This is a genomic window from Saccharopolyspora oryzae, from assembly GCF_027853915.1.
Classification (GTDB): Bacteria; Actinomycetota; Actinomycetes; order Mycobacteriales; family Pseudonocardiaceae; genus Saccharopolyspora; species Saccharopolyspora oryzae.
This window is the reverse complement of record NZ_JAQGLA010000012.1, coordinates 44,096-70,518: the sequence shown is the minus strand read 5'-3', so window position 1 is coordinate 70,518 and position 26,423 is coordinate 44,096. Positions and strand designations below refer to the sequence as shown.

Annotated in this window: 25 protein-coding genes; 14 read left to right on the top strand and 11 right to left on the bottom strand. The window is 70.1% G+C overall.

The features are described from left to right. The first annotated feature begins 120 nt into the window (after positions 1–120). The 6 genes from OU415_RS11035 (at position 121) to OU415_RS11010 (ending at position 7,518) form a co-directional block, all read left to right on the top strand. Positions 121–1,434, top strand: a complete 1,314-nt coding sequence (locus tag OU415_RS11035) for a GH1 family beta-glucosidase (protein ID WP_270948550.1) — start codon at positions 121–123, stop codon at positions 1,432–1,434. Then, positions 1,431–2,669: an MFS transporter gene (locus tag OU415_RS11030; RefSeq protein ID WP_270948549.1), complete on the top strand. Its 1,239-nt coding sequence runs from the start codon at positions 1,431–1,433 to the stop codon at positions 2,667–2,669. The genes OU415_RS11035 and OU415_RS11030 overlap by 4 nt, the downstream gene beginning before the upstream one ends. A 43-nt stretch (positions 2,670–2,712) precedes the next feature. Next, positions 2,713–3,762, top strand: a complete 1,050-nt coding sequence (locus OU415_RS11025) for a DUF917 domain-containing protein (RefSeq protein ID WP_270948548.1) — start codon at positions 2,713–2,715, stop codon at positions 3,760–3,762. Then, positions 3,759–5,264 carry a PucR family transcriptional regulator gene (locus OU415_RS11020; RefSeq protein WP_270948547.1) on the top strand — a complete coding sequence of 502 codons (1,506 nt, stop codon included), beginning with the start codon at positions 3,759–3,761 and terminating at the stop codon, positions 5,262–5,264. The genes OU415_RS11025 and OU415_RS11020 overlap by 4 nt, the downstream gene beginning before the upstream one ends. Before the next feature lie 102 nt (positions 5,265–5,366). Next, complete coding sequence (locus OU415_RS11015; protein ID WP_270948546.1) at positions 5,367–6,410, top strand: peroxidase-related enzyme; 1,044 nt, start codon at positions 5,367–5,369, stop codon at positions 6,408–6,410. Between the two features lie 364 nt (positions 6,411–6,774). Then, complete coding sequence (locus OU415_RS11010; protein WP_270948545.1) at positions 6,775–7,518, top strand: dienelactone hydrolase family protein; 744 nt, start codon at positions 6,775–6,777, stop codon at positions 7,516–7,518. On the opposite strand, the gene OU415_RS11005 is transcribed toward OU415_RS11010, so the two are convergent. After that, entirely contained in the window at positions 7,473–8,243 is a 771-nt protein-coding gene (locus tag OU415_RS11005; protein WP_270948544.1) for an isocitrate lyase/PEP mutase family protein, read from the bottom strand. The two genes, OU415_RS11010 and OU415_RS11005, sit on opposite strands and share 46 nt — an antisense overlap. Before the next feature lie 64 nt (positions 8,244–8,307). Between OU415_RS11005 and OU415_RS11000 the strand changes: the two genes are divergently transcribed. After that, positions 8,308–9,012 carry an ArsR/SmtB family transcription factor gene (locus OU415_RS11000; protein WP_270948543.1) on the top strand — a complete coding sequence of 235 codons (705 nt, stop codon included), beginning with the start codon at positions 8,308–8,310 and terminating at the stop codon, positions 9,010–9,012. 246 nt (positions 9,013–9,258) lie between these two features. Here OU415_RS11000 and OU415_RS10995 read toward each other — a convergent pair whose 3' ends face one another. After that, positions 9,259–10,002: a decaprenylphospho-beta-D-erythro-pentofuranosid-2-ulose 2-reductase gene (locus OU415_RS10995; protein ID WP_270948542.1), complete on the bottom strand. Its 744-nt coding sequence runs from the start codon at positions 10,000–10,002 to the stop codon at positions 9,259–9,261. Between the two features lie 67 nt (positions 10,003–10,069). On the opposite strand from OU415_RS10995, the gene OU415_RS10990 reads away from it, so the two are divergent. From OU415_RS10990 to OU415_RS10980, 3 genes are all read left to right on the top strand, one after another. Beyond that, positions 10,070–11,173, top strand: coding sequence for a winged helix DNA-binding domain-containing protein (locus tag OU415_RS10990; protein ID WP_270948541.1), 1,104 nt, complete (start codon positions 10,070–10,072; stop codon positions 11,171–11,173). Positions 11,174–11,250: 77 nt separating this feature from the next. After that, the gene (locus OU415_RS10985; protein WP_270948540.1) at positions 11,251–12,066 is read left to right on the top strand and encodes an SAM-dependent methyltransferase; all 816 of its coding nucleotides are present in this window, start codon (positions 11,251–11,253) and stop codon (positions 12,064–12,066) included. 25 nt (positions 12,067–12,091) lie between these two features. Then, a complete protein-coding gene (locus OU415_RS10980; protein ID WP_333777506.1) occupies positions 12,092–12,343 on the top strand; it encodes an NADPH-dependent FMN reductase in 252 nt (83 codons plus the stop codon). A gap of 146 nt (positions 12,344–12,489) precedes the next feature. Here the strand turns inward: OU415_RS10980 and OU415_RS10975 are convergent, their stop codons facing one another. Genes OU415_RS10975 through OU415_RS10960 form a run of 4 tightly spaced genes read right to left on the bottom strand, consistent with a single transcriptional unit; the run spans position 12,490 to position 16,973 of the window. Continuing rightward, the gene (locus OU415_RS10975) at positions 12,490–13,116 is read right to left on the bottom strand and encodes a GTP-binding protein (protein ID WP_270948539.1); all 627 of its coding nucleotides are present in this window, start codon (positions 13,114–13,116) and stop codon (positions 12,490–12,492) included. After that, positions 13,097–13,648 (bottom strand): DUF742 domain-containing protein, encoded by a 552-nt coding sequence (locus OU415_RS10970; protein ID WP_270948538.1) that lies wholly within the window; start codon positions 13,646–13,648, stop codon positions 13,097–13,099. The genes OU415_RS10975 and OU415_RS10970 overlap by 20 nt, the downstream gene beginning before the upstream one ends. A gap of 7 nt (positions 13,649–13,655) precedes the next feature. After that, complete coding sequence (locus OU415_RS10965) at positions 13,656–14,081, bottom strand: roadblock/LC7 domain-containing protein (RefSeq protein ID WP_270948537.1); 426 nt, start codon at positions 14,079–14,081, stop codon at positions 13,656–13,658. A 54-nt stretch (positions 14,082–14,135) separates the two neighbouring features. Further along, positions 14,136–16,973, bottom strand: a complete 2,838-nt coding sequence (locus OU415_RS10960) for a sensor histidine kinase (protein WP_270948536.1) — start codon at positions 16,971–16,973, stop codon at positions 14,136–14,138. A 607-nt stretch (positions 16,974–17,580) separates the two neighbouring features. Here OU415_RS10960 and OU415_RS10955 point away from each other — a divergent pair. From OU415_RS10955 to OU415_RS10945, 3 genes are all read left to right on the top strand, one after another. Then, positions 17,581–18,108 (top strand): DUF485 domain-containing protein, encoded by a 528-nt coding sequence (locus tag OU415_RS10955; protein ID WP_270948535.1) that lies wholly within the window; start codon positions 17,581–17,583, stop codon positions 18,106–18,108. Then, positions 18,105–19,700 carry a solute symporter family protein gene (locus OU415_RS10950; protein ID WP_270948534.1) on the top strand — a complete coding sequence of 532 codons (1,596 nt, stop codon included), beginning with the start codon at positions 18,105–18,107 and terminating at the stop codon, positions 19,698–19,700. The genes OU415_RS10955 and OU415_RS10950 overlap by 4 nt, the downstream gene beginning before the upstream one ends. Positions 19,701–19,994: 294 nt before the next feature. Then, on the top strand, positions 19,995–20,351 hold the full coding sequence (locus OU415_RS10945; protein WP_270948533.1) for a hypothetical protein: 357 nt from the start codon (positions 19,995–19,997) through the stop codon (positions 20,349–20,351). A gap of 145 nt (positions 20,352–20,496) precedes the next feature. Here the strand turns inward: OU415_RS10945 and OU415_RS10940 are convergent, their stop codons facing one another. Beyond that, complete coding sequence (locus tag OU415_RS10940; protein WP_408641834.1) at positions 20,497–20,730, bottom strand: YrhK family protein; 234 nt, start codon at positions 20,728–20,730, stop codon at positions 20,497–20,499. Positions 20,731–20,987: 257 nt separating this feature from the next. Here OU415_RS10940 and OU415_RS10935 point away from each other — a divergent pair, with 257 nt between their 5' ends. Beyond that, on the top strand, positions 20,988–21,410 hold the full coding sequence (locus OU415_RS10935; RefSeq protein ID WP_270948532.1) for a peptidase inhibitor family I36 protein: 423 nt from the start codon (positions 20,988–20,990) through the stop codon (positions 21,408–21,410). 262 nt (positions 21,411–21,672) lie between these two features. On the opposite strand, the gene OU415_RS10930 is transcribed toward OU415_RS10935, so the two are convergent. The 4 genes from OU415_RS10930 to OU415_RS10915 are packed head-to-tail and all read right to left on the bottom strand — an operon-like array spanning position 21,673 to position 25,897. Further along, positions 21,673–22,770 (bottom strand): glycosyltransferase family 4 protein, encoded by a 1,098-nt coding sequence (locus tag OU415_RS10930; protein ID WP_270948531.1) that lies wholly within the window; start codon positions 22,768–22,770, stop codon positions 21,673–21,675. A 50-nt stretch (positions 22,771–22,820) separates the two neighbouring features. After that, the gene (locus OU415_RS10925) at positions 22,821–23,723 is read right to left on the bottom strand and encodes an alpha/beta fold hydrolase (RefSeq protein ID WP_270948530.1); all 903 of its coding nucleotides are present in this window, start codon (positions 23,721–23,723) and stop codon (positions 22,821–22,823) included. A gap of 6 nt (positions 23,724–23,729) precedes the next feature. Beyond that, entirely contained in the window at positions 23,730–24,959 is a 1,230-nt protein-coding gene (locus OU415_RS10920; protein WP_270948529.1) for a glycosyltransferase, read from the bottom strand. Further along, entirely contained in the window at positions 24,956–25,897 is a 942-nt protein-coding gene (locus OU415_RS10915) for a DMT family protein (protein ID WP_270948528.1), read from the bottom strand. The genes OU415_RS10920 and OU415_RS10915 overlap by 4 nt, the downstream gene beginning before the upstream one ends. Positions 25,898–26,423: the final 526 nt, after the last annotated feature.

The following is a 26,423-nucleotide window of genomic DNA, read 5'->3' as shown; positions in this document are numbered from 1 at the left end:
ACCCGCGAGCACCATTCCGGCCAGCTCGACGCACTCACCTCTTGACTCGGACCGCCGGCCAGGACACCCTGACTGAACCCGAATTATCTTCATGTTTTTTGCGGCGTGGAGGAGCGGTTCATGACGGGATTTCCACCTGACTTCACCTGGGGTGTGGCCGCGGCGGCCTACCAGGTCGAGGGCGCTGCGAGCGAGGACGGGCGCACCCCGTCGATCTGGGACTCCTTCGCCCACACCGAGGGCACCACGGCGGACGGTTCCACCGGCGACGTCGCGTGCGACCACTACCACCGGTTCGCCGAGGACGTGGCGCTGATGGCCGACCTCGGAATCGACTCCTACCGGCTGTCGGTGTCCTGGTCGCGGGTCGTGCCCGACGCCTCCGGCAAGCCGAACCCGGCCGGGCTGGACTTCTACGACCGACTGCTGGATTCCTTGGCGGACAAGGGGATCAGCCCGGCGGTGAACCTCTTCCACTGGGACCTGCCGCAGTGGTTGCAGGACGCGGGCGGCTGGCAGGACCGGGACACCGTCGCGCGGTTCGCCGAGTACGCGGAGATCGTCGCCGGGCGGCTGGGCGACCGGGTCGGCACCTGGTCCACGATCAACGAGATGTTCGAGCACTTCGCGCTCGGGCACGTGACCGGCGAGCACGCGCCGGGGCTGTCCCTACCGCTGGACGAGGCCGCCGGGGTCGTGCACCACCTGCTGCTGGCCAGCGGCCACGGCGCGAGGGTGCTCCGGGAACGCGGTCGGCTGATGGGGATCACCAGCTACGCCCCGGCACGCCCGCACACGGACTCGGGCGCCGACCGCGACGCGACCGCGCTCTACGACGTCCTGCAGAACCGGCTGTTCACCGACCCGGTGCTGCTCGGCCGGTACCCCGCGGAGATCGAACCGCTCATCGAGCCGTTCGTCGAGGACGGCGACATGGCGGTCATCCACACCCCACCGGACCTGTGGGGCGTCAACTACTACTCGATCAACTCCGTCCGGTCCACCGAGGGCGAGGTTCCCCTCGAAGTCCTCGCGCCGCAGGGGTACCCGCGCACGGCGTTCGGTTGGGCAGTCGCACCGGAGGGGCTCACCGAGACCTTGACGATGCTGCACCAGCGCTACGCCGAACACCTCCCCCCGCTGGTGATCACCGAGAACGGTTGCGCCTACGACGACACCGTCGACGCCGAAGGCAAGTGCGACGACCTGGAACGCGTCGTGTACCTCTCCGAGCACCTGGCCGCGGTGCGCGCGGCGATGGACGTCGGGGTGGACGTGCGCGGGTACTACGTGTGGTCGTTGCTGGACAACTTCGAGTGGGCGGAGGGCTGCACCAAGCGGTTCGGGCTGGTGCACGTCGACTACGAGACCCAGCGGCGCACCCCGAAGACGTCGTTCGGCTGGTACCGCGACCAGATCGCAGCATCGCGATGACCACGGGCCCGGGCGGGCTCGGCGAACCGACCGAACGGGTACCGATCCGCTGGGTGCTGGCGTTCTCGCTGGCCACGGTCGGCACGTTCGTCGGCTGGTACGGACCGCTGCAGATCCTGCTCGCGAAGCAGGCCGACGCGTTCTCCCCCGGCAGCAAGGAAGCCGTGCTCGCGGTGGCGGCCGGGATCGGCGCGCTGTTCTCGATGCTGGCCAACCCGATCTGGGGCGCGCTATCGGACCGCACCGCTTCCCGCTTCGGCAGGAGGATTCCGTGGGTCGCCGTGGGCACGCTCGGCGGAGTCGTGGGGTTGCTGCTGATGGCCGCGGCGCAGGACGTGGTGGGCATGATCGCCGGGTGGTGCCTGGTGCAGACCGCGCTGAACGCACCGTTCGCCGCGCTGTCCGCCGCCATCCCGGACCAGGTGCCGCAGCAGCAGCGCGGGACCGCGGGCGGGTACTTCGGCGTCGCGCAGACGATCGGGATCATGGCCGGTACCGGGCTCGCGGTCGCGGGCGGCGGGATCGTCGGCGGCTATCTCGCGTGCGCGGTGTTCGTCCTGCTCGCACCGGTTCCGTACGTGCTGCTGCGGCGGGACCGGGTGCTGCCGGCGGAACTGCGCCCGCCGTGGAGCTGGCGCGCGTTCTTCGCCGGGTTCTGGCTCGACCCGACCCACCACCGCGACTTCGCGTGGGCGTGGCTGACCCGGTTCCTGATCAACCTGAGCAACTCGATCACGTTGCTGTACCTGCTGTTCTACCTCCAGGACGCGGTGGGACTGCCCGATCCGGGCGGCGGTGTGCTGGTCCTGACGGTGATCGACGCGGTGACCGTGCTGATCTCGGTGATGGTCGCCGGGATCTGGTCGGACCGGATCGCCAACCGACGCGCCTTCGTTGCCTGGTCCGGCGTGATCATGGCCGTCGCCGGGTTCCTGCTCGCGGGCTGGCAGACCTGGACGGGCGCGGTCGTCGCGGCGCTGGTCCTCGGCATCGGGTTCGGCGCGTACACGTCCGTCGACTTCGCGCTGATCACCCAGGTGCTCCCGGAGGCGCTGGATCGCGGCAAGGACCTCGGCGTCATCAACATCGCCAACGCGCTCCCCCAGGTGCTGGCACCGGTCGTCGCCGCGCCGGTCGTCGCGCATCTCGGCGGCTACCCCGTGCTGTACACCGCCGCCTCCGTCATCGCGCTCCTAGGCGGGGTGCTGGTCTACCGGGTCAAGAGCGTTCGCTGAGGCCGTCCGCGCTCGGTTCGCGCTGATGGGGGAGGCTGTTGGCGTGCGCATCGGCCTTGCGGACGTGCCCGCGCTGGAGCGGGGCGTTTCGCTGCTCGGGTCCGGTGGTGGCGGCGACACCGTCACCGCCGCCGCTCTGCTGCGCGCGCGGCTCGGCGCTGGTCATCAGGCCGCGCTCACGCCGGTCGACGAGGTCGCCGTCGATGCTCAGGTCGTGCCGATCGGCGTGATCGGGGCGACCGCCGTGTTCGCCGAGAAGTTGCCCAGCGGGGCGGAGTTCCGGGCCGCGATCGCCGCGATCGAGCGGTGGACCGGCCGGAGCACCGACGCGCTGGTGTCGATCGAGGTCGGCGGGCTCAACGGGGTCGTGCCGCTGGTCGTGGGCGGCCAGCTGGGCCTGCCGGTGGTGGACGCGGACCTGTCGGGGCGCGGAGTGCCGCGGCTCGACCAGCTCTCCCTCGCCGCCGCGGGCAGGGGATTGACGCCCGTGGTGCTGGCCGAACCCGGTGGGCAGGTGCTGCTCCTCGCCGAAGCGACCTCGACCGAGGTGGAGCGGACCGCGCGCGCCTTCCTCGCCGGTTCCGGCGGCTGGGCGGTCCTCGCGCTCGCCCCGATCCCGGCGTCCGAGCTCGCTGAGTGCGCGATCCCGGGCACCGTGAGCTCCGCGATTTCCCTGGGCGGGCAAGCGCTTTCGACGGATCCCGAAGACCTCGCGGAAGCCACCGGCGGACTCGTGCTCGGGCAGGGCCGGGTGGTCGAGGTGTCGCGGCGGCCGGGCCCCACCGGGTTCGCCCAGGGCAGCGCGACCGTCCTGGACCACCGGACCCGGTCGCTGCTCCGGGTGGAGATGGAGAACGAGTACCTGTTCGCGATGCGCGACGGCGAGCCGGTCGCGTCCACACCGGACGTTCTCGCGGTCCTCGACCACCGCACCGGTGTGCCGGTCCAGTGCGACGTCATCCGCCAAGGCGTCGAGGTCGCCGTCCTGCAGCTGCCCGCCGCCGCGTTCTGGACCGATCCCCGTCGCCTGCCGGTGCTGGCGCCGCGCGCCTTCGGCATCGACAGCGACCCGATCCTGCTGGAGGTGCGGTGAGCATCAGCGTGCGCCGCCTGCTCGCGGTGCCGGAGTGGCGCGAGTCGGTGCGGGTGCTGGCGGGCGACGTCGACCGCGTCGTGCAGCTGGTCCGGCCGATGGCACCCGACCGCTCCGTCGAACCCGGTGAACTCGTGGTGGTGCAGTCGATCCCGGCCACCGACTGGCGCATCGACGCGCTGCTGCGCCGGGTCGCCGACAGCGGCGGCGCCGGGGTGCTGCTGCCGGCCGACGGCCTGCTGGAAACCACCCGCCTGCTCGCCGAACGGCTCGGCGTCCCGTTGCTGACCGCGACCGCATCGCCGCTGGACCTGCTGATCTCGGCCCGGCTGCTGCTGGCCGCGCCGACGCTCGACCGCGCGGACCTGGTGCTGGCCACCCACGAAGCGCTCGGCCCGCGCATCCGCCCGCCGGAAGAAGTCGTCGCGACCCTGCGAGAGCTGCTCGACGCATCGGTCGCCCTGCTCGACGACAGCGGCGCGCTGATCACCGGCGAACTCCCCCACGCCGATGAAGTCCGCGTGCACGAACCGGTCCCGCAGAACGCCCAGCTCGACGAAGGCGTGTTGCTCGCACACCCGGTGCTGCTCCTGGACACCGCACGCCCGGCGCTCTGGCTGGCCGCCGAACTGCCCGAGCGCAGTGCCGCACGCGCCGACGCCGCGCCACCGGCGCTGTCGGTCGCCGCTGCCGCGGTGCAGCGCTGGCTGCTCGCCAACCGGCTCGAACTCGAACGCGACGCCAGGTCCAAAACCGCGCTGCTGGGCGATCTCCTGCGCCTGGACGACGAGCCGACCGCCGACCTGCGCCGCCGCGCGGCCGACGCGGGCTGGAGCCTCGGCGGCTGGCACATCGGCATCCGCATCGGCATCGAATCCACAGTGGACACCGTCGCGCGGGCGCGGGAGGTCGAACGGGTCCTGCACGCCGAAGGCGTCGACGCGGTGGTGGTCGAGCACGGCGACGGCTGGACCGGCTGGGTGACCTTCGAGCAGGAGCCGACGGCCGACCGCGTGCGGTCGCTGGCCGCGCAGCTGCGCGCCGTCGCCCGCGAGCTCCAGCGAACCCTCGACGCGCACATGGGCGTCGGCCGACCGCACCCGCAGGCCGACGGACTGGCGACCACGATCGCCGAGGCCACCGACGCCGCGCGGCTGGCCCGGACCCGCCCCGAATCCGGCCGCTTCCTGCACGTCGACCAGCTCGGCATGGCCCAGCTGCTGCTGGAGTGGACCCGCACGGACACCTTCGAACCCGCGGCCCGCGCCCTCATCGCCCCGCTGCGCGGCCAACCCGGCGACCTGGTCCGCACGCTGGCCGCCTACCTGGACGCGGAGTCGTCGATCGCGGAGACGGCAGCGGTGCTCGGCGTGCACCGCAACACGGTGGCAGCCCGCATCGAACGCATCGAGCGGCTCCTCGCCGTCGACCTGCACCACCGCGACGAACGCCTGGCCCTGCACCTCGCCTGCCGCGCCGTCGGCCGCACCGAAGAGGCGTGAGTGCGCAACAGCGTTCGGGCTCACCGACCGGGCACTCGTGGGGCGGGTCACGCGCGGTGGAAAACTACGCGCGGAAAGCCGATCAACCGGACAAGGATGCTTATGACGACCGCAAGCAGTGTCCGCGCCGATGCGGTGCTGGCCGTGCTTCGACCGGACGTGCGCGAGCTGACCGCGAACGTCGACGCCGCGGTGCTCCGCCCGGCCGACCAGACCGCGCTCGACCGGGCCGACCGAGCCCGGATCGCGCTCCGCGTCGCGCTGGTCAACGACGAGCAGGACCACGCCGACGAGCTCGCGGCGGAACTCGACTCGGTGGCCGGCGACGGTGCTGCCGACGTCGTCCGGGACGTCGAGCGCTGGGCGGAGCTGTCCGAGCCGCAGCAGGCGCTGCTCGCGCACTGCGAGCAGGTCGCGCTGGACCCGGCGGACGTGAGCGTCGCCGAGATCGGCGAGCTGCGGGAGCAGGGCTTCGGCACGGCGCAGGTCGTGGCGGCCGCGCAGGTGGTGGCGGCGACCAGCTTCCGGATCCGGTTGCTGCGCGGGCTGCGGCTGGTCGAGGAGGCCGACGGCGGATCCGTCGCGCAGCCGGCGAACAGCATCGAGGTCGGGTCGACCGCGGACGGCTGCGAGCTGCCGACCCCCGACGAAGCGTTCCCGCAGATGCGCTGGGTCCCGTGGGTGGAGGCGGACTCGTTCGACGTGGCGCTGCGCCACGACCCGGAAGCCCTGGAAGCGTGCAGCGCGATCTACAACGCGATCATGAGCGACCCGGCCGAGCTGGCCGTCGCCGATCGCGAGCTGGCCGCGCTCGCCGCTTCCCTGCGCACCGGCTGCGAGCTGTCCTCCGGCGTCCACGGCCGCCGCCAGGTCGAGCTGTCCGACGACCGGATCACCTCGGTGGCCCTGGCGGAGGCGGGCCCGGCATCGGTCCCCGACCAGCGCCAACGCGCGATCGTCGACGCGGCAGGCGCCCTGTCCCCCACCCCGGCGGCCCTGAAGCCGGAGCACATCGCCCGCCTCCGCGAGGTCGGCCTGACCACCGAAGGCATCCGCGACCTGATCGCGGTAGCGGCCATGAGCGCCTGGACCAACCGCCTCGCGATGACCCTCGGCAACGCCACCACCCGCGACACCGACTGGTAACGCACCTCCCGCGTCACGCAATTTCCATTGAAATCGCACGTGCGATTTCAATGGAATTTGCGTCCTGTCCGGCCTGCGACCGCGAAGCACGACCGGCACCGCGCGGCGAGGGTCGCATGCGCCGCAGGCGCATAGCCCACCCTCGCAGCTTGCACCGCCGCGGGTCCTCAGCGTTCGCCTGGCGAGGACGGCCCAGCCGCCGTGTATTGGCATACATAAAGTCGGGCACCCGGAGTCCAGGCAGGCGCTGAGGTTCCGCCACCCGCACCGCCACGCAAAACGAGGATGGAAAACCTCAATCTTCTCGCGTGTCGGGGTTGTGGCTGGTGGGTAGTCGGAGCCTGCGGAACTGGAGGAGGCTCACATGGTTCAACTCGCGACCGAGCCGGTGATCGTCAAGACCCCCGGGGGCGACCTCGAAGGGGATCTCGTCGTGCCACCGCCTGCTCGGGCGGTGGTCCTGTTCGCGCACGGTTCCGGGAGTTCCCGGCACAGCCCCCGCAACCGCGCCGTCGCGGAATCGCTGCAGGGCGCCGGATTCGGCACCATGCTGCTCGACCTGCTCACCCCCGAGGAGGCCAAGTTCGACCAACACACCCACGAACTGCGCTTCGACATCGACCTGCTCGCCGAACGCCTGGTACCCGCGATCGACCAGCTCAGCGCCTGGGAGTCGACCAAGCGCATGCCGGTCGGGCTGTTCGGCGCCAGCACCGGCGCGGCCGCCGCGCTGAAGGCCGCCGGACGACGGCCGGACCGCGTGGCCGCTGTGGTGTCGCGCGGCGGTCGTCCCGATCTCGCCGGTGAAGGGCTGGATTCGGTGCAGGCCCCGACGCTGCTGATCGTCGGCGGCGACGACCGCGAGGTGCTCAACCTCAACCGCCAGGCGGTCGAGCTGCTCACCTCGCTACCGCTGACCGACGTCAAGATCGAGATCGTGCCGCACGCCGGTCACCTGTTCGAGGAACCCGGTGCGCTGGAACGGGTCGCGGAGCTCGCCGCCGACTGGTTCCGCAGCTACCTCGGCGCCGGGGTGTCGCACCCGACCGGCCCGGACGGCGGTCACTGGAAACCGCCGGAACCGCGTCGCCGACCACCGACGACGTAGTCCTGCACAGCTGAATAACCCGGAACGCCCGACGGCACGGGGGAACCATCGCGAACGGCACGCGCAGTCGTGACGGCGCTGTGCAGTGCCGCGCGGTACAGCAGCGAGCCCATGCTCACCCGCCGAACGCCGAGCGCGGCGAGCTCCTCGATGCGGTGCCCCGGCTGGAAGAGGATGTTGACCGGCACGCCGACCGCGTCCACCAGCGCGCGGATGTCGTCAGCAGCGCTCATACCCGGCACGAAGACACCGTCCGCCCCAGCCGCCGCGTAGCGCTGCGCGCGGTCGATCGTGTCGCTGAGCGACGGTTGCCCGAGCCAGTAGGTGTCGGTGCGCGCGTTGAGGAAGAGGCCTGGCGCGCGCCGCTTCACCTCGGCGATGAGTTCCTGCTGGTGGCCGGGGTCGCCGAGACCGTCCTCCAGGTTGATCCCGGCAACGCCCAGCTCGGCGAGCTCCTCGGCGATCCCGGCCGGATCGCCGAACCCGGTCTCGACGTCGACGCTGATCGGGCGGGGCAGGTCGACCAGTCGCCGGGCGAGCTCGACCGTCTGCGCACGGGTGCGCCCCTCCCCGTCCGGTTCGCCGTGCGCGGCGGCCACCCCGAGGCTGGTCGTGCCGATCGCGGCGAAGCCTTCGTCGACGAGCGCTGCGGCGGAGGCGAAGTCCCAGGCGTTCGGCAGCAACAGCAGCCCGTCCTGGTGGAGTGCGTGGAATTCTCCCGACATGCCGCCACGGTAGGACCGCAACGCTTCGGTGACGGCCGAAGCGTCGTCGACGCAGAATGGCCGCATGACCATCGAACGCGACGTGGCCCGGCTCGCCGGACTGCTCGCCGACCCGACGCGGGCGGCCTTCTGCCTGGCGTTGCTGGACGGGCGCGCGTGGACCGCGACCGAGCTGGCCGGGCACGCGGGAGTCGCGGCGTCTTCAGCCAGCGAGCACCTGAACCGGCTGGTCGAGGGCGGTCTGCTCGCCGAACGCCGGCAAGGCAGGCACCGCTACGTGCAGCTGGCGGACGCGCAGGTCGCCGATCTCCTCGAGTCGTTCATCAGCCACCTGGGCCCGACTCGGCAACCACCGACCGGGCTGCGCGCGGTCAGCGCCTCGGCGGCGCTGGCCAACGGCCGCACCTGCTACGACCACCTCGCCGGTCGCCTCGGCGTGGCGATCACCGACGCCATGACCACGGCCGGACTCCTCGACCAGACCGACGGATTCGCCCTCACCGACAGCGGTTTCACCTGGCTGACCGGCACACTGGGCATCGCCGAAGCGGACCTCCGCGGCACCCGCCGCCCGCTGGCCCGCCCGTGCCTGGACTGGACCGAACGCCGCTCCCACCTGGCGGGCAGCGCGGGCGCGCACCTGCTGCGCAGCTTCCTCGCCCGCGGCTGGATCAAGCGGATCGGCACCAGCCGGGCGGTCCGCCTCACCCCCACCGGAACCACGGCCCTCCGCAACCACCTCGCACTCGACACAACCACCTTCGAGTGACCCGGAACCACAGTTTCAATTGAAACTGCAAACCCCACCCACGACGGATCGCAGTTTCAATTGAAACTGCAGACCCACCCGGACACAGCACCGGCGTGTCAGATCCCGACACACCGAGACCTGGGGACAGGTTCCGGGTCCTGTGGAGAACTTCCGCAATTTCAATGGAAATCGGAGGCCCGATTTCCATTGAATTTCGAGGAGCCCGGCCGCCGACCGCAGCCGCAGAGCCCGGAGCTGCGGGCGTCAGCGGGGCATGCGGCGCCAGATGGCCTGCGGGACCAGGCGCATCGCGGCGAACACCCAGCGCAGGATTCCCGGGACCCACACCACTCGGCGCCCCCGGCGGAGCGCCGAGACGGTCGCGTCGGCGACCTGGTCGGGCGTGCTCGACCACGGCGCCGGGCTCATGCCTTGGGTCATCCGGCCGATGACGAATCCCGGCCGCACGATCAGCAGTTCCACCCCGCTGCCGACCAGGGCGTCGGACAGTCCGTTGGCGAAGCCGTCGAGCCCGGCCTTCGCCGAGCCGTACACGTAGTTCGCGCGGCGCACCCGCACCCCGGCCACGGACGAGAACACCACGATCCGGCCGCTGCCCTGCTGGCGCAGCAGGTTCGCCAGGTGGGTCAGGACGCTGATGTGCGCGACGTAGTCGGTGTGCACGATCTCGATCGCGTGCGCCGCTTCGCGTTCCGCTCGTTCCTGGTCGCCGAGCAGTCCGAAGGCCGTCACCGCGACGTCGATCGGGCCGTGCTCGTCGACGATGCCGCGCAGCAGCTGCTCGTGGCTGCTCACGTCGTCCGCGTCGAACTCCGCCCGCGCCACCTCGGTCGCGCCCACCTCGCGGAGCAGCGCTTCCTCGGCGTCGAGGTCCGCGGACCGCCGCGCCGCCAGCACCACCTTGGTGCGTCCCTGCTTGACCAGGCGCTCCGCGACCGCCACGCCGATCTCACTGCGGCCCCCGAGGACCAAAACCGCTCCGCTCATCGCGGTCAGTCTGCCACCGCCGGATGTCGGTGCGCCCACGTACTGTCCCGTCGGCGGAAGGAGACCGATGCCCGTCCTCACCCAGCGCCAGCTCAACCGCGCGACGCTGCAGCGGCAGCTCCTGCTGCACCGATCGGAGAAGTCGCCGATCGAGGCGGTGGAGCACTTGGTCGGGATGCAGGCGCAGGCGCCGTTCCCGCCGTACTTCGGCCTGTGGAGCCGCCTGATCGACTTCCGGCCCGATGACCTGGCGCAGCGACTGCTGGACCGGAGCGTGGTCCGCATCGTGCTGATGCGCGGCACGGTGCACCTGGTCTCCGCCGAGGACTGCTTGCACCTGCGGCCGATGGTGCAGCCGTTCCTGGACCGCAACGTGCACGCCAACACCCAGCACCGCGGTGAGTTCGCCGGGCTGGACCTGGCCGAGGTCGCCGCTGCCGGCCGGGAGCTGCTGGACGAGCAGCCCCGCAGCGCAGCCCAGTTGCGCCCGCTGCTCGCCGAGCGCTGGCCCGACCGCTCCCCGGCGGCGCTGGCTTTCGCGGTGCGGAACCTGTTGCCGCTGGTGCAGATCCCGCCGCGGGCGATCTGGGGCCGCAGCGGCCAGCCGGTCTACGCGACGGCCGAAACGTGGCTCGGCCGCCCGCTCGCCGAGCCTTCGACCGGGGAGGTGCTGCTCCGCTACCTCGCCGCGTTCGGCCCGGCCTCCGTCGCGGACATGCAGACCTGGTCCGGTCTGACCCGCCTGAAGGAAGTGGTGGCGGGCCTGGACCTGCGCAGCTTCCGCGACGAGAACGGCCGCGAGCTGCTCGACCTGCCCGACGCCCCGCTCCCCGACCCGGACCTGCCGAGCCCGCCGCGGTTCCTCGCGCCGTTCGACAACCTGCTGCTCTCCCACCAGGACCGCACCCGCGTCATGTCCCCGGAAGCCAGGAAGCGCCTGTTCAGCGTGAAGAACGCGGTGCTTCCCGGCACGATCCTGGTGGACGGGTTCCTGCACGGCACCTGGCAGGTCGAGCGGCAGAACGGCACCGCGACGCTGACCATCTCCCCCTACCAGGAGATGCCCGAAGAGGCCGCGGACGCCTTGATCGAGGAAGGCCACCGGCTGCTGGCCTTCGCCGAGCCGGACAGCACCGAAAAGGCCGTGCACATCACCGAAGCCAGCAGGTGATAGGTGTTTACCAGGCAGTCCGGGGCGCTTACCCTGGGCTAGATCGTTTCCCACCTCGGACCGAGCGGATCCACGACATGGCAGAAGTTGACCGGCCGCAGATCGACACCTCCAAGCCCAGCATCGCGCGGGTCTACGACGCGTTCGTCGGCGGCAAGGACAACTTCGAGGTGGACCGGCAGGTCCTGCGGCAGATCCAGGAGATCGCCCCGGAGGCCATCGAGGTCGGCAGGTTGTGCCGGGCCTGGCTGATCCGGGTGGTCCGCTTCATGGCCGGTGGTGCCGGGATCGACCAGTTCCTGGACCTCGGCTCCGGCTTGCCCACTGCGGAGAACACCCACCAGGCGGCGCAGCGCCTCAACTCCGAGGCGAAGGTCGTCTACGTCGACAACGACCCGTCGGTGGCGGCGCACGGCCGCGCGCTGCTGGAGGAGAACGACTACACCCACTTCGTGATGGGCGACCTGCGCGATCCGGCGGCTATCCTGAGCGACCCGGCGGTCACCAAGCACCTGGACCTGAGCCGTCCGGTCGGGCTGATCCAGTGCAACACGCTGCACCACGTGACCGACGAGGAGAACCCGGGCCAGATCATGCAGTCCTACGTGGATGCGCTGGCGCCGGGCTCCTACATCGCGATCTCGCACCTGCACAACCCGGCGGACGGCAGCTACAGCGCCGAGCTGGCGGTCGAGTCCGAGGCGCGCTTCAACGAGATGATGGGCAGCTGCTTCTACCGGCGCCGCGAGGAGATCGCCGAGCTGTTCCGCGGCCTGGAGATGATCGAACCGGGCCTGGCCTACCTCTTCGACTGGTGGCCCGACGGCCCGCTCCTGACCGAGCCCAGCGCCGCATCCCACAACCTCCTGGGCGGAGTCGCCCGCAAGCGCTGACCGGCGCGACCTCGCGTCGAGCTCGATGTCCGTGCACGTCCACCCCGGGCTGGGCGATCTGCCGCTGTACAACCAGGACTTGGAGCAGAACCCGCCAACCGCCGTGCACGACCTGCACCAGCAGATCCTGCAGGCCGACGGGCTGCTGATCGCGGCGCCGGAGCACAACGCCGCGATCCCGGCGGCGCTGAAGAACGTGATCGACTGGATGAGCCGCATGCCCGCCGGGGCCGGGTTGAGCGGAAAGGCGATCGCCGTGGCAGGTGCCTCGCCATGATGGCGACGCCGTTCGCCCAGCGCTGAGCAAAACCCGGTTCAACGTCCCCTGTGGGCAGAACCGCCCGCTGACCCGCCACCCCGGCAGGCGGGCAGCACGGCGAGTTCCCGGGTGAACCGGGGTGCGACCGCGCGCACCCCGGTGCCTCAACCCATCTGGCGCGAAGCCCAGTGGCGCATCGCGTGCTCCACCAGACCGATCAGCGTGCGCTTGGTGGACTCGCGGTCGCGGGCGTCGCACGGGGCCATCGGCACGTCCGGCCCGATCGCCATCGCCTCGCGGACCTGCTCGATGGAGTGCAGCATCTGCCCGTCGAAGCAGTTCACCCCGACCGTGTAAGGCAGACCGCGGTCCTCGAAGAAGTCGATCGCCGAGAACGAGTCGGCCAGCCGGCGGGTGTCCACCAGCACGACCGCGCCGATCGCACCCTTGACCAGGTCGTCCCACATGAACCAGAACCGCTGCTGGCCCGGGGTGCCGAACAGGTACAGGATCAGGTCCGAGGCCAGCGTGATGCGACCGAAGTCCATCGCCACGGTGGTGGTGGCCTTGTTCGGCGTCGCGCCCAGGTCGTCGACACCGCGACTCGCCTCGGTCATCACCGCCTCGGTGGTCAGCGGCACGATCTCCGACACCGAACCGACGAAGGTCGTCTTGCCGACGCCGAAACCACCGGCCACCACGATCTTCGCCGAGGTAGACGTGGTTCCGGCGCGACTCGCGGCCTGCGGCGGGGTGCCGAGCCGGGGGGCGCTATAGCCGACGGAGTCCACTCAAAACCCTTTCCATCAACACCATGTGTGGTGCGCTACCGCTTTCGCTCACCGTCTGGTGCACGGTGATCAACCCGAGCTCGGCCATGTCCGCCAGCAGAACGCGGGCCACCCCGATCGGCACTGACAACAGCGCCCCCACTTCTGCCACCGACCTCGGGTGTTGGCACAGCTCTGCGATCGACTGGTGTTCCAGCCGAACCGCGGTGCCAGGTTGGTACCCCTCGCCGATCGAGACGAGGGTCTCCAGCTCCAACTTGTGCGTGGACCTGGTGCGCCCACCCGTCCAGGTGTACGAGCGGATGCTCGACGCGGCCGGGGCAGCGGGCTCCTCCGCCGGTTCGTCCAGGTAGGACGGCTCCGGCGCGTCGTGTTGATCATGGTGCTGCTCATCGTACCGGTCGGCTTCGGAGCGCCCCTTGCGCTTGCGCTTCGCGCTGCCGAAGCTGAACCCGTTGACGACGTCGGCGAAGCCGTTGTCCCCGCTGCTGTCGCGTCTTCGCCCGCGTGGGTGCTCCGATCTTCTGCTCATCGCAACCTCACACGAGTGCGCCGGTCGAGCCCTGCAACTGCGAGCGGATCTCCGGCGTCAGCATCTGACCGACGCGCTCCACGAGCATGGTCATCTCGTAGGCGATCAGCCCCATGTCGCACTGCGGGGCGGCGAGCACGGTCAGGCAGGAGCCGTCGCTGATGCCCATCTGCAGCAGCGTGCCGCGCTCCATCTCCACGATGGTCTGCACGACCTGCCCGGCCTCGAAGCACTTCGCCGAGCCCTGGGTGAGGCTCAGCAGCCCCGAGGCCACGGCCGCCAGCTGATCCGCGCGGTCCCTGGGCAGGGTCGCCGAAGCGGTCAGCACCAGTCCATCGGCGGAGACCACGATCGCGTGCGCCACACCGGCCACGCGTTCGGTGAAGTCGGTGATCAGCCAGCCGAACCTGCGGGAAATCATCTGAGCAGTCATGCAACCTCCTGTTCGTCGCCGAGGTGATCACGCCTTCGCGCTGCGGACCCCATGTCAATCCTCGTCGGTTGCTCGGTGCCGACCGCGGCTCGCGCCGCTCTGGAAGTCGGCCAGCCGACCGCGGAGCTTGTCCGCATCGCGCTGGAACATCCCAGTGCTGGTCGGCTCGGAATTCGAGACGCTACCCGGGACCAGGTGCGCCTTCGGGGTGCGGCGCGGCAGTCCGGCGTTGGTGAACGAGCCGGGTTCCGGGTTCGCGGCGGCCTCCGCCGCCTCGCGCGCCTTGTCGGCGGCGAAGTTCCACGCGTCGTCCGCACCCACGTCGTTCGGGATCCACGGCTCAGACTCCGCCGGGTCGACCGGGCTGGGCCGGGAATCCGTGGAACCGCCGAACTGCACCCCGTTCTGGGCCAGCCGCCGGCTGATGTCCTCCGCGCTCCGGGTCTGCTTGGCCGGTTCGGTCTCGCCGCGCGGCGTGCGGCGCGGCAGCCCGGACTCGGTCAGCGGCGGCACTTCCGGCTCGGCGGGCTCCGGCTCGGCGGGGAACTCGTCCTCCGCACCGGGCCAGCTGAACTCACCGGTCTCGGTCAGCGCCTTCAGCTGCGGGTTCTCGCTCGCCGGCTGGAACCACTGGGTGGAGACGTCCTCGCTGGCCGGCGGCTCTTCCACCGGCCGGGCGACGGGCGGTTCGACGCCGGGCCAGTCGAAGTCCCCGGGGATCGACCGCGGTTGCTGCGGGATGTCCAGCGGCGCGTCGAACAGGTGCGCCGTCGGCGAGTCCTCCGGTTCCGGGGAGCGCGGCTCGAACAAGCTCGACGACCCCGGCTCCTGCCACGGCGAAGTCTCCGCCGGGACCCGGCGCGGCAGCTCGCCGGAGGTCGGCAGCTCGGTGTGCGAGTGGCCGTTGCGGCGGGTCGGCAGCGCGGAAGCCGCGGCCGCACCGGGGGTGGGCAGCACCGACCCGGTGCCGGCCGGAACCACGTGCTCGGCCGGGATCATCACGGTCGCGCGGACGCCCTCGACGTCCGGGCCGCCGTGCAGCTCGACGCCGACGCCGTGCCGCACCGCGAGACGACCGGCCACGAACAGGCCCATCCGCCGGGAGGAGCCGAGGTCGTCCTCGTCGACCTCGGCCAGCCGCTGGTTGGCGCGAGCCAGCTCCGCGTCGCCCATGCCGATGCCCGCGTCGAGCACGTCGAGCACCACCGTGCCGTCGCCGGCCTGGTAGCTGGACACGGTCACCGTGGTGTCCGGGGCGGAGAAGTTCGCCGCGTTGTCCAGCAGTTCGGCCACCAGGCGCACCAGGTCGCTGGCGGTGTGGCCGCGCAGCTTCACCGCGGGCGGCGGCTGCACGACGACCCGCGGGTACTGCTCGATCTCGGAGACCGCGGCTCGCAGCACGTCGGCCAGATCGGTCGGCTGGTTGAACCGCCGGGCCAGGTCCTGGCCCGAGAGCACCATCAGGTTCTCGTTGTTGCGGCGCATCCGGGTCGCCAGGTGGTCCAGCTGGAACAACCGGGCGAGCTGGTCGGGGTCTTCCTCGTCCTGCTCCAGCTCTTCGAACAGCCGCAGCTGCCGTTCCAGGAGGCTCTGGCTCCGCCGGGACACGCTGACGAACACGTCGCTGTAGCCGCGCCGCAGGTCTGCCTGCTCGACCGCCAGGCGCAGCGCCTGCTCGTTCACCTCGTCGAAGGCGCGGGCCACCTGGCCGACCTCGTCGGTGGTGTCGACCGGAACCGGGCTCACCGCGGCGTCGGCGCGCTTGCCCTGCCGGATCGCGTCGACCGCGGCCGGCAGCTCGTAGTCGGCCGCGTCCACCGCGCGTGTGCGCAGCTCGCGCAGCGAACCGAGCAGCTGGCGGGTGATCAGGATGATGATCGCGGCGGCCATGATCAGCGCCGACAGCAGCAGCACGGAGTCCCAACCGGCGGTGTCGCTGGCCTCGTCCTCCAGGTCCGCCGCGGTTGCCCGCACCTCGTTCGCGAGCTCGTCACGACCGTCGTTGATCGTCCTGACCGATGCGTCGCTGCCCCGGTTCCAGTCTTCCCGCGCAACCGAGTACTCGCCGCTGTAGACGTTGTCGGTGCTCTCCTTCAGCAACGCGGCCAGCATCCGGTTGCGTTCCACGATCGGCGGGGTGAGCAGCGTTTCGTCCAACCGGCGCTGCCAGTGCGCGGCGACCGTGGCGCGGGCATCGGTGATCTTGCCCAGGAGCCGGGCGCGCGACCCCTGGAGGTTGTCCAGCGCCTGCGGCGAGAGGCTGCCCTCGCCCAGACCGGTCAGCACCCACACCTGCTGCAGCCGGACCTCTTCGATCAGGGCCAGCATGTCCTGCATCGCGAATGCCGTGCTGGACAGGCGCTGGTCGGCGACGCTGCCGGTCAGCGCGCGGTTCAACGACATCGCCGAGTTGATCACACCGCTGTAGGCGCCGATGGCCTGGTCCGCGCGCAGCTGGTGGCCCTGCACCTGCTGGCGCAGCGCGGCGAGCCCGTCGAGCTGCGGCCGGAGTTCGCGGTAGCGGTCCGCGACGACCGGGCCGAAGACGTCGGCCGAGGCGAGCTCGCCGAGCTCGCCGACCGCGCCGTCCACCGCGGCCGCGTCCCGATCGACAGCGCGGACGTCGCCGTTGTCGACCAGGACCTCGACCGCGCTGTTGCGCTCCCGCTGCAACCCGTCGATGAGCGGTTCGATCTGGTCCACCGCGTCGAGCACTTCAGCGACGCGGCCGAACTCAGCGGCGCGATCGACCTGCCAGCGGATCTGCCCGATGCCGAGCGCGACCGCGAAGATGACTGGAACCAGGACGACGGCGCCGAGCTTGACCGGCAGGGACCAGTTGCGCCACTGGACCGCGGCGTCGCGAAGTCGCCCGAACTTCCCCTCGCTCACGGGCGCCCTCCTGGCGTCGAGCTCGGGGCTCCGCGCTGGTCGGTCGCGGTTCGGGGCCTCTCGGGCGAACAATGGTGGGGAGAACGGCGCATGCGTGCGGTCCCGCAATCGTCGTCTGGGTGGTCGGGGGTGAAATCCAGCTGCGGACGGGAGGCTCCGGGCGCATGGAATCGCCATGCGGCACTGCGCTGTACCGATGGGGCTCCGGCGGCACTCAGCGTCACCATTAGCATCTCCGGCCGGCGCAATAGCGACACCGGTACCGAACCGTTACCTTTCCCGTGGGGCGGCTGCCTTTCACTGCCCAAGCACTATAAGCCCCTGGTGAAGTGATAGCACCGGGGGCTTTTTACCATTCGACTACGACAAACAGGGGATGTCACACCGAGTGGTCGAAGTCGGCGAAGAGTCGCCATCGTTTTCACTCGTTCAGCCCAGTGCCGGGGCGACTTAGCCGCCCGCGCCGCGATGAAATGCCTGGTCGATCAGATCAACCGACCTCTCCACAGCTGCTGACCTGGCAGTACCAGACGGTAACCACGATTCGCGCGGGAACCCGGCGAAGGCCGAGTCGCAGCATCTGAGATCCTGGAAAACGGCGTCCCACGTGTTGATCACCACACTTTCGATCTCGCGCGGGAAGTGGTTAGAATTCCCCGCCTCCGCCGGCCCGCGCGCGCCCGGCGGGCCCACCGCGAAGTACCAGGAAGGACCCATGAGCAACGCAACGCAATCCGCGCTGCGCGGCGGCCCAGGTGACCAGCCCGGAAATCCGCGGTCGGCCTTCGGCGGAATCGACAAGAGCTCGGTTCGGAACACCCCGGAACAGCTCGATTTCCGCACTATCGAGCAGAGCGAGGAATTCCGCTCGCTGCGCCGCCGACTGAAATGGTTCGTTTTTCCCGCAACGGCGTTTTTCCTGATCTGGTACATCGCCTACGTCGCGGTCGCCGCCTACGCCCGGGAATTCATGGCCCAGCCGCTCGTCGGCGAGATCAACGTGGGGCTGGTGCTGGGCGTCGCCCAGTTCGTCACCACGGTCGGGCTGACCACCCTCTACCTGCGGTTCGCGCGCCGCCACATCGACCCGAAGGTCGACGAGATCCGACAGGACGCGGGAGAGCTCGAACGATGAAGGACCAGCAGCTGTTCCTGGGCGACAGCGCAATCATCAACACCACCGTCTTCGCAGCGTTCGTGCTGATCACGCTGTTCATCGTGTACCGGGTGAGCAGCCGCGGCAGTTCCAGCGACTACTTCGTCGCGGGCAGTTCGTTCAGCGGTGCGCAGAACGGCATCGCGCTGTCCGGTGACTACCTGTCGGCAGCATCGTTCCTGGGCATCGCCGGCGCCATCGCGGTCTACGGCTACGACGGCTTCCTGTACTCCATCGGCTTCCTGGTCGCCTGGCTGATCAACCTGCTGCTGGTGGCCGAGCGGATGCGCAACACCGGCCGCTTCACCATGGGCGACGTGCTCAGCTTCCGGATGCGGCAGCGCCCGGTGCGCGCGGCGGCGGCCGCCTCAACGCTGGCCATCACGATCATCTACATGATCGCCCAGATGGCCGGTGCCGGCGGTCTGGTCGCCCTGCTGCTCGACGTGCACAGCACGTTCGGCCAGGCGCTCGTGATCGCCGTGGTCGGCCTGGTGATGATGGTGTACGTGCTGGTCGGCGGCATGAAGGGCACCACCTGGGTGCAGATCATCAAGGCCGCGATGCTGCTGCTGTGCGTCGCCCTGATCACGATCTTCCTGCTCGGCAAGTTCGGCTACAGCATGACCGACCTGCTGCTCCGCGCCGCGGACAACAACCCGCACGGCAAGGCCATCTTCGCGCCGGGCGTGCAGTACGGGAAGTCCGAGCTGACCCAGCTCGACTTCGTGTCGCTGTCGCTGGCGCTGGTGCTGGGCGTCGGCGGTCTGCCCCACGTGCTGATGCGCTTCTACACCGTGCCCGACGCCCGCGAGGCGCGCCGTTCGGTGGCGTGGGCGATCTGGGTGGTCGCGGCCTTCTACATCTGCACGCTGATCATCGGCTACGGCGCGGCCGCGCTGGTGGGCACCGAGGCCATCCAGTCCGCGCCCGGTGCGGAGAACTCCGCGGCGCCGCTGCTGGCCTACCGCATCGGCGGCACGGTGCTGCTGGGCATCGTCGCCGCGGTCGCCTTCGCCACCATCCTGGCCGTGGTCGCGGGTCTGACGCTGACCGCGTCGGCGTCGTTCGCGCACGACATCTACGCCAACGTGATCCGCCGCGGCGACGTCGATTCCGACGACGTGGTGAAGGTGGCCCGCATGACCGCGCTGGTGATCGGCGGGGCGTCGATCCTGGGCGGCATCCTGGTCAACGGTCAGAACATCGCGTTCCTGGTCGGTCTGGCGTTCGCCTTCGCCGCTTCGGCGAACCTGTCCACGCTGCTGTACTCGCTGTTCTGGAAGCGCTTCAACACCCGCGGCACGCTGTGGGGCATCTACAGCGGTCTGGCGTCCTGCCTGCTGCTGGTGATCTTCTCGCCGGTGGTCTCCGGCTCCCCCGAGTCGATCCTGCCGAGCGTGGACTTCGCGTTCTTCCCGCTGAAGAACCCGGGCATCGTGTCCATCCCGATCTCGTTCATCTGCGGCATCATCGGCACCTTCCTGGGCAGCAGCGACGAGGTGGACGACGAGCGCAAGGCCGAGATGGAGGTCCGGTCGCTGACCGGCATCGGCTCGCGAGTCGGCTGACGCGTCCCACCGGAGGCCCCCAGGACCAACCGTCCCGGGGGCCTCCGCCGTTCCAGCACTCAGCGCGTCGGGATCCCGGACCGCTCCCCCACAGGTGGTGCCCGGTGGACCGAGCCCATCGCGGACCGTCACCGGCCGTTCGGCCGCCGCGCACGAATTCGCTCTACCCAATCGGATACTGCCGAAACCCCGGAATTCTCCATAAAATGGAACTCAGCCCGTCCGTAAAGAGATCGCTTCCGCATTAGCAGGGGGAAATCGTGGGCGATCCGGCGGGCGAAGTGGGGGGACACGATGCGCACCGCCATTCGCAATGCGCTGCTCAGCGCGGTGGTCGCCGCCGCGCTGCCGGTGTCGGGACTGGGCGGACACCTGGGCACGATCGCCGTCGGGATCAAGGACGCGCTGGCCAAGACCGCTGATCAGAGCCAGCTTCGGGACTTCAGGGAGCCCGGCGTGCTGATCCGGTCGGAGCCCAGCACGGCCGCCGACGCGCGGGGTTCGGGAGGCCCCGGCGACCGCGCTGCGATCCGCGGTTCGGTGCCCGGGGAAAACGTTCGCTGCGCCGACGGTTCGAACAATTCGGAATGGTTCGAAATCACGAATCGGCGCACCTCGGTCAGCGGTTTCGTCAGCGGCTGCTACCTCTGATTGAGGTTTTTCCGTTCTCGTCCTGCGTGGCGGTGCGGGTAGCGGAACCTCAGCGCCCGCCTGGTCTGGTCGAAGGCCGGACAGGATGAAAAAGGCTCATTCCGGTCGAATTCACGCGCCGGCCTTCCGTCCGGGTGCGGGGTTTTCAGAATTCCTGGTCCGAGCCCCGCACCCCGGCCGGCCGCAGCCGGCGCAGGTGCACGAAGCGGGTCAGCCGGATCACCGGGCGGATCGCCAGCTCGCAGCTGCCCAGCAGGAACATCCAGGTCTCGGCGTTCGTGGTGGATTCGTGGAAGAACAGCAGGCTGCCGACGATGAACCAGAGCGCGATGAGGAAGTCGTTGACGATGCCGGCCACCTCGTAGCGCCGCCGGATCACCAGCTCCTCGCGCCCGATCCACCCACTGGTTCGTCTCGGCGGAATCGCTCATCGCCCGATTGTCGGTCCGGGCGGCGGGGCTCGCCGGTTCCCGCGCCGGTGCCGGTCAGCAGAACCGGACAGACCGCGAAAACCACCCGGTCGGGGTGTATCCAGCTTAATTGCTGGCGCTGCGATCCGGACTTCGGGAATCTTGGTCCCAGTCGGCCCGATCCGGCCGCGATCTCCTGATTTTCCCAACATGGAAGGACTTTCGCATGTCTGCGTCCATCTCGTCCGCCCCGAACCGTACCGCAGCGCGCTCATCCTGGGCCGTGCGAGCAGTTCTCGCGACACTGCTGGCCATCACCGCCGGCCTGCTCGGCGCGAACCGAGCGCATGCCGCCGAAGCACCGGAAAACCCTTGTCCCGAAGGCAGTTTCTGCGTGTGGAACGAGGAGAACCACGCCGGTCAGCGGCACGACATCAGCGTCAACAACTCAGCCTTCGCGATGGAGCAATGCGTCCCGCTGGCGCAGGAGGGCGAAGCACTGTCCTTTGTGAACAACACGGGGCACCACGTGACCGTGTACCAGGACCAGCACTGCGACACCGAGGGTGACTTCGCGACCTACCCACCCGGCGCGCAGGCACCGAAGTCCACCTACGTGCCCCGCGCCATCAAGGTCTGGTCGCACTGAGCCTTTTCATCCTGCCCGGGCTGCGACGCGAAGCACGACCAGCACCGCGCGGCGAGGTCGCATGCGCCGAAGGCGCATAACCCACCCCCGCAACCGGCACCGCCGCGGGTTCTCAGCGTTCGCCTGGCGAGGACAGCCCGTTCGCCGTGTATTGGACATACATAAAACGGGATCCCGCAGCCAGGCGGACGCTGAGGTTCCGCTACCCGCACCGCTACGCAGAACGAGGATGGAAAATCTCGCTGAGCGAGCCCCCGACAGCTCAGCGCGCCAAGGCCAGGTCCTGCATCAGCTCCAGCAGTCGTTCGGCGGAGTTGGCCCAGGTGAACTCCGCCGCCTGGCTGCGAGCAGCGGCCACCAGGTCAGCACGAGCCTGAGGATCCTCCACTCGGCGCACCGCAGCGGCGAAGTCCTTCGACGACCCCGGGTCGAAGAACTCCGCGTGGCCACCGGTGACCTCGTGGAAGATCTCCAGATCGCTGCAGACCACCGGCGTCCCCGCGTTCATCGCCTCGATGACCGGCAGTCCGAACCCCTCGTCCCGAGAAGCGGTGACCAGCGCGCTGGCCCGACCGAGCAGCCGCTGGTAGTCGCTCTCCCCGATACCCCGCCAGAAAACCACGTCCGCGTCCGGCGGCAGCTGCGCCCGGAGCTCGGCTTCCCGCTGCGGCGCGATCCGGCTGACCAGGTGCAGCCGATACCCAGGAAGGAGCGCCATGCCCGCGACCAGGGTTTCCACGTTCTTGTACGGCATGAACGAACCCATGTACACGAGTTCGCGAGGTCCGCCCGCGGATTCCGCGGCCGCATCCGGCTCGTCCGCTGCGATGTCTTCGGGCATCGGCGACGGTGCATTGTGGACGACCGTGACCGGACGCCGGGTGAGCCGGTGCTCGGCGATGAGCTTGCGCGTCGTCTCGCTGACCGTGACCACTGCGTCGGCCCGGTTCAGCATGACGCGCTGCGGCCAGAAGGCCTTGTGGTACAGCCGCCACGCGACGCGAACCGGCAACGGCAGGAAGCCCGGCGGCTCCGGGTGCCGGTAGTAGATCAGGTCGTGCAGCGTGAGGACCAGCCGGTACTCGCGGCGGAATCCCCCGATCACCTGCAACGGGCTGAACACCACGTCGGCGCCGAGCCGGTTCAGCGTGCGCGACAACCACAGCTCGCGCGGCGAGAACGGGCTGTTGACCTTCAGGTGCGGAACACCTTCCGGCAGCAACCGCAGCTGCCGCTCGTCGTGGATCAACATCGTCACCGGATGGAGGTGGTGCAGTGCTTCGATCAGGCTCGCCCCGTAGCGGCTGATCCCGTCGTGCTGATCAGTGCGCGTCCAGCGCGCGTCGACGACGACGTTCATCGTCCCGCTCCGACCCGCAGGCCGCTCAGCAGTGTTCATCGCAGGGCTGTTCATGCGGCTCCGAGGAAGCGCTGGATCGCTGCTGCCGCCGGACCCGGCGTTTCGTAGTGCACCAGGTGTCCGACGTTCGGGATCACCACGAGCTCGGCATCGGACATCCGGGCGGCCAGCGCTCGCTGGCCCGGCAGCGGTGCGATCTCGTCGGATTCCCCGGCGATCAGCAGGGTGGGCAGGTGGATGTCGTCGGCGTGGTCGATGACGGTGTGCGTCGTCGAGGCCACGAAGGTCTCGCTGACCAGGGCCGGGCTGTGGAAGCGGCTGAAGTAGCGCAAGTGGTTGCTGTCGATGAACTCGCGCAGCTGCTTGTCCTTGGTCCGCGTCATCGCCCGGCTGGCCGCCAGCACCACCCAGCGGTTGCTCAGCAGCGAGTGCCCAGCGCGGATCGGCAGCCGCCTGCCCAGCGTGTAGTAGGCGGAGGTCAACCCGGACAGCAGCACCCGCGGCCCGCGCAGCGCCGGAGTGGCGATCGGGTTGATCAGCACCAGCTTGCTGATGAGCTCGGGCCTGGTGGCGGCCACCTCGGACGCGACGATCGAGCCGAACGAGTGCCCGAGCAGCACGATGGGACGGTCGCGGCCGTCGATCCGCTCGATCAGCTCGGTGATCACGTGCGCGTAGCCGGCGACGTCGTGGCGCTTCCCGGTCATCGGCCCGGAGTCCCCGAATCCGGGCAGGTCGGGAATCACCACGCGGTGGTCGGGCAACCCCGCGGTGATGAGCTCCAAGCCGTGGTGGGTGCCCCGCAACCCGTGCACCATCAGCACGGTGTCGGCCGCTTCAGCGCGGTCGGCACCGGCGCTGTCGGCGAGGTCGTCGCGGTAGGTCCAGTAGTGCACGTCAGCGCCGCTGATGCGCGCCACCTGCTCCACGGGCTGGAGTTCCGGGGTCACCACGGCGGCTCAGCTCGCCAGCTCGGTGCGGATCTCGTCGAGCTCGACGGCACCCTCCGGGTCGATCACGTGGTGGTAGATCGTCTCGAACCGGCCGAGGATCTCGTCGATGTCGTGCCGGGAGACCAGGTGCTCGCTGGCCTTGCCCATCCGGTCGATCGTGGCGCGGTCGACCAGCACGTCCTCGATGGCGCGGGCCAGCGCGTGCACATCGCGCGGCGGGTACAGCCAACCGTTCTGCCCGGGCTGCACGAGGTGCGGCAGCGCCATGGCGTTGGCCAGCACGACCGGGGTTCCGGCCGACATGGCTTCCATGGTGGCGAGGCTCTGCAGCTCGGCGATGCTGGGCATGCAGAACAGGTCGGCGCGCGCGTAGGCCTCCAGCAGCTCCTCCTCGTCGAGGTAGCCGTGGAACTGGACCCGGTCGGCGATGCCGAGCTCGGCGGCGAGCTGCTCGAAGGTGGCGCGCCGGCTGCCGTTGCCGACGATCTCCAACCGGGTCGGGACCTCGGTGCGCAGCAGCGACATCGCGCGCAGCAAGTCGTCGATGTGCTTCTCCTCGTCGAGGCGCCCGACGAAGAGCACGGTCCGGGTGTCCGGGTCGGGGTTCTCGGCGCGGTAGCGCTCGGCGGGCTGCCGGTACCGCTCGACGTCGATGCCGCAGGAGACCGGGAAGGCCGCGTCGGTGAACCCGTTGTCCTGCAGCAGCTGGACGGCGCGGGGCGTCGGTGCGGTGACCAGCTGCGCCTTGCCGTAGTGCTTGATCAGGTTGTGCCACAGCAGCCGGCCGGCCGCGTCCTGCAGGAACTGCGGGACCTTGATGTAGCCGAAGATGTTCTCCGGCATGAAGTGGTTGGTCGCCACCAGCGGCAGGTTCCGCTGCCGGGCCGAGTTGATCAGCCCGCGGCAGATGAAGAAGTGCGACTGGACGTGCACGACGTCGGGCTGGATCTCGGCCAGCAGCCGATCGGCCTGGCGGGCCTGCCACGGCATGATGCCGCGGATCGAGGGGTGGAAGGGAGAGCCGTAGGAGGGCACGCGGTGCACCGTCACGCCGTCCTCGACCTCGAGGTGCTCGGTGCGGTCGTCCGAGTGGCAGATGACGTGCACGTCGTGGCCGCGAGCGGACAGCCCGGTCGCCAACCGGTGCCCGAAGATCGCCGCACCGTTCACGTGGGGCGGGTAGGTGGTCGCGCCGACCACGATCCGCAGCGGTCGGCTGTGCGGTTGCGAAGTCAAGGAGAACTCCCGTCAGGACGATCTGTCGAACTCGGTCCGGCAAGATCACTGCTGCCGGTCACCGGAGCGGGCACGCGCCGCTCCTCGGTTTCTGGGTGGTAGCGCGCGAGCGCGAACACCCCGATGCAGGCCACCACCGCGCAGAGGACTTGGCCGGTGGCGGTCGTGGCGCTGACGTCGTCGGCTTCGCCGAGCAGCCCGATGCCCAGGCCGACCGCGACGAGCGGGTCGATCACGGTCAGGCAGGCCACCACCAGGTCGGGCGGGCCGCTGGCGTAGCCGTGCTGCAGCAGCCAGCCGCCCACGACCATCGCCACGGCGATGCCGAGCAGTGGAAGGGGGTTGATGTCCAGCAGTTCGTTCGTGCCCAGCTGCTGCGCGACGGCGCGCATCAGCAGCGACACGTACCCGTAGGCGATCGCGCACCCGGCCGCGAAGAAGATGCAGCGCACCTTCGACCGGGTCAGCACGGCCAGCACGCCCACCGCCAGGACACCGGCGGCGACCAGCTGGGTCGCCGCCAGCTGCACGCCACCGGCCACCGGGGTGGCGGTCGCGCTACCGGCGGCGAGGAAGACGAACGCGGCGACACCACCGGTGGCCGCGAGCACCGCGAGCAGGACGTTGGGGCTCAGGTCGCGGACCCGGATGCCCTGCTGACGGCTGTTGAGCAGCACGGTGGTCGGAAGGGCCAGCACGCCGATCGGCTGCACGACGCTGAGCGGAGCGAGACCCAGCGCGCAGGCGTGGAGCACGGCACCGGCGCCGAGGCATCCGAGGCCGGTGAGCCAGCGCGGGTTGCGGACGAGCCTGGACTGGGTCCGCAGGCCCAGCCCGCTGCCGTCCATCGTGTCGTGGACCGCAGCGTGCTGCATCCGCGCCCCGACCGCGTTGCCGAGGGCTCCCAGAGCAGCGAGCAACACCGCGAGCGCAGTCATCTCGAACCACGCCCAGTCGCGGGATCGGGGTGGTGCGGCACGACCGGGTCAGCCCTCTTGAGCAGGATGCGGGGACGTTCGACTATCGAACACCCTAGTCGGCGACCCATGTCACGTCCTGCTGTCGAGCCTCGCGGCGTCCGCCGCGCCGGCTTGCTGCCCGCGCCGGGACCCGCCGCCGGCGGTTCCCGCCTTCGCTGTCCGTCCACACCGCTCAATCTCGCGTTTCGCGGGACCGACTCACATCCGGGGTCGGACCCCCAATTTCCCTGAGACCCCCCAGGCTCGCACTTCGCGGCACCTCGGGTGCCACTGGGCCAAGGCTTCCGACGAACCTCGCAGAAATCGCATCCGACCAGGCGAAATGCGATTCCTCCCGGAACTCGGGGACGCCTCCGGAAAACCCCGTGGGAACCCCGACCCGAACACCGGCCGATGCGGTGCGGAACGAAATTGCAGCGCCCCGTGAAACACCGGACGAATAAGCCTGCGCCGAGCCGGTGAACGAAAGCCGACGACTCGGCGA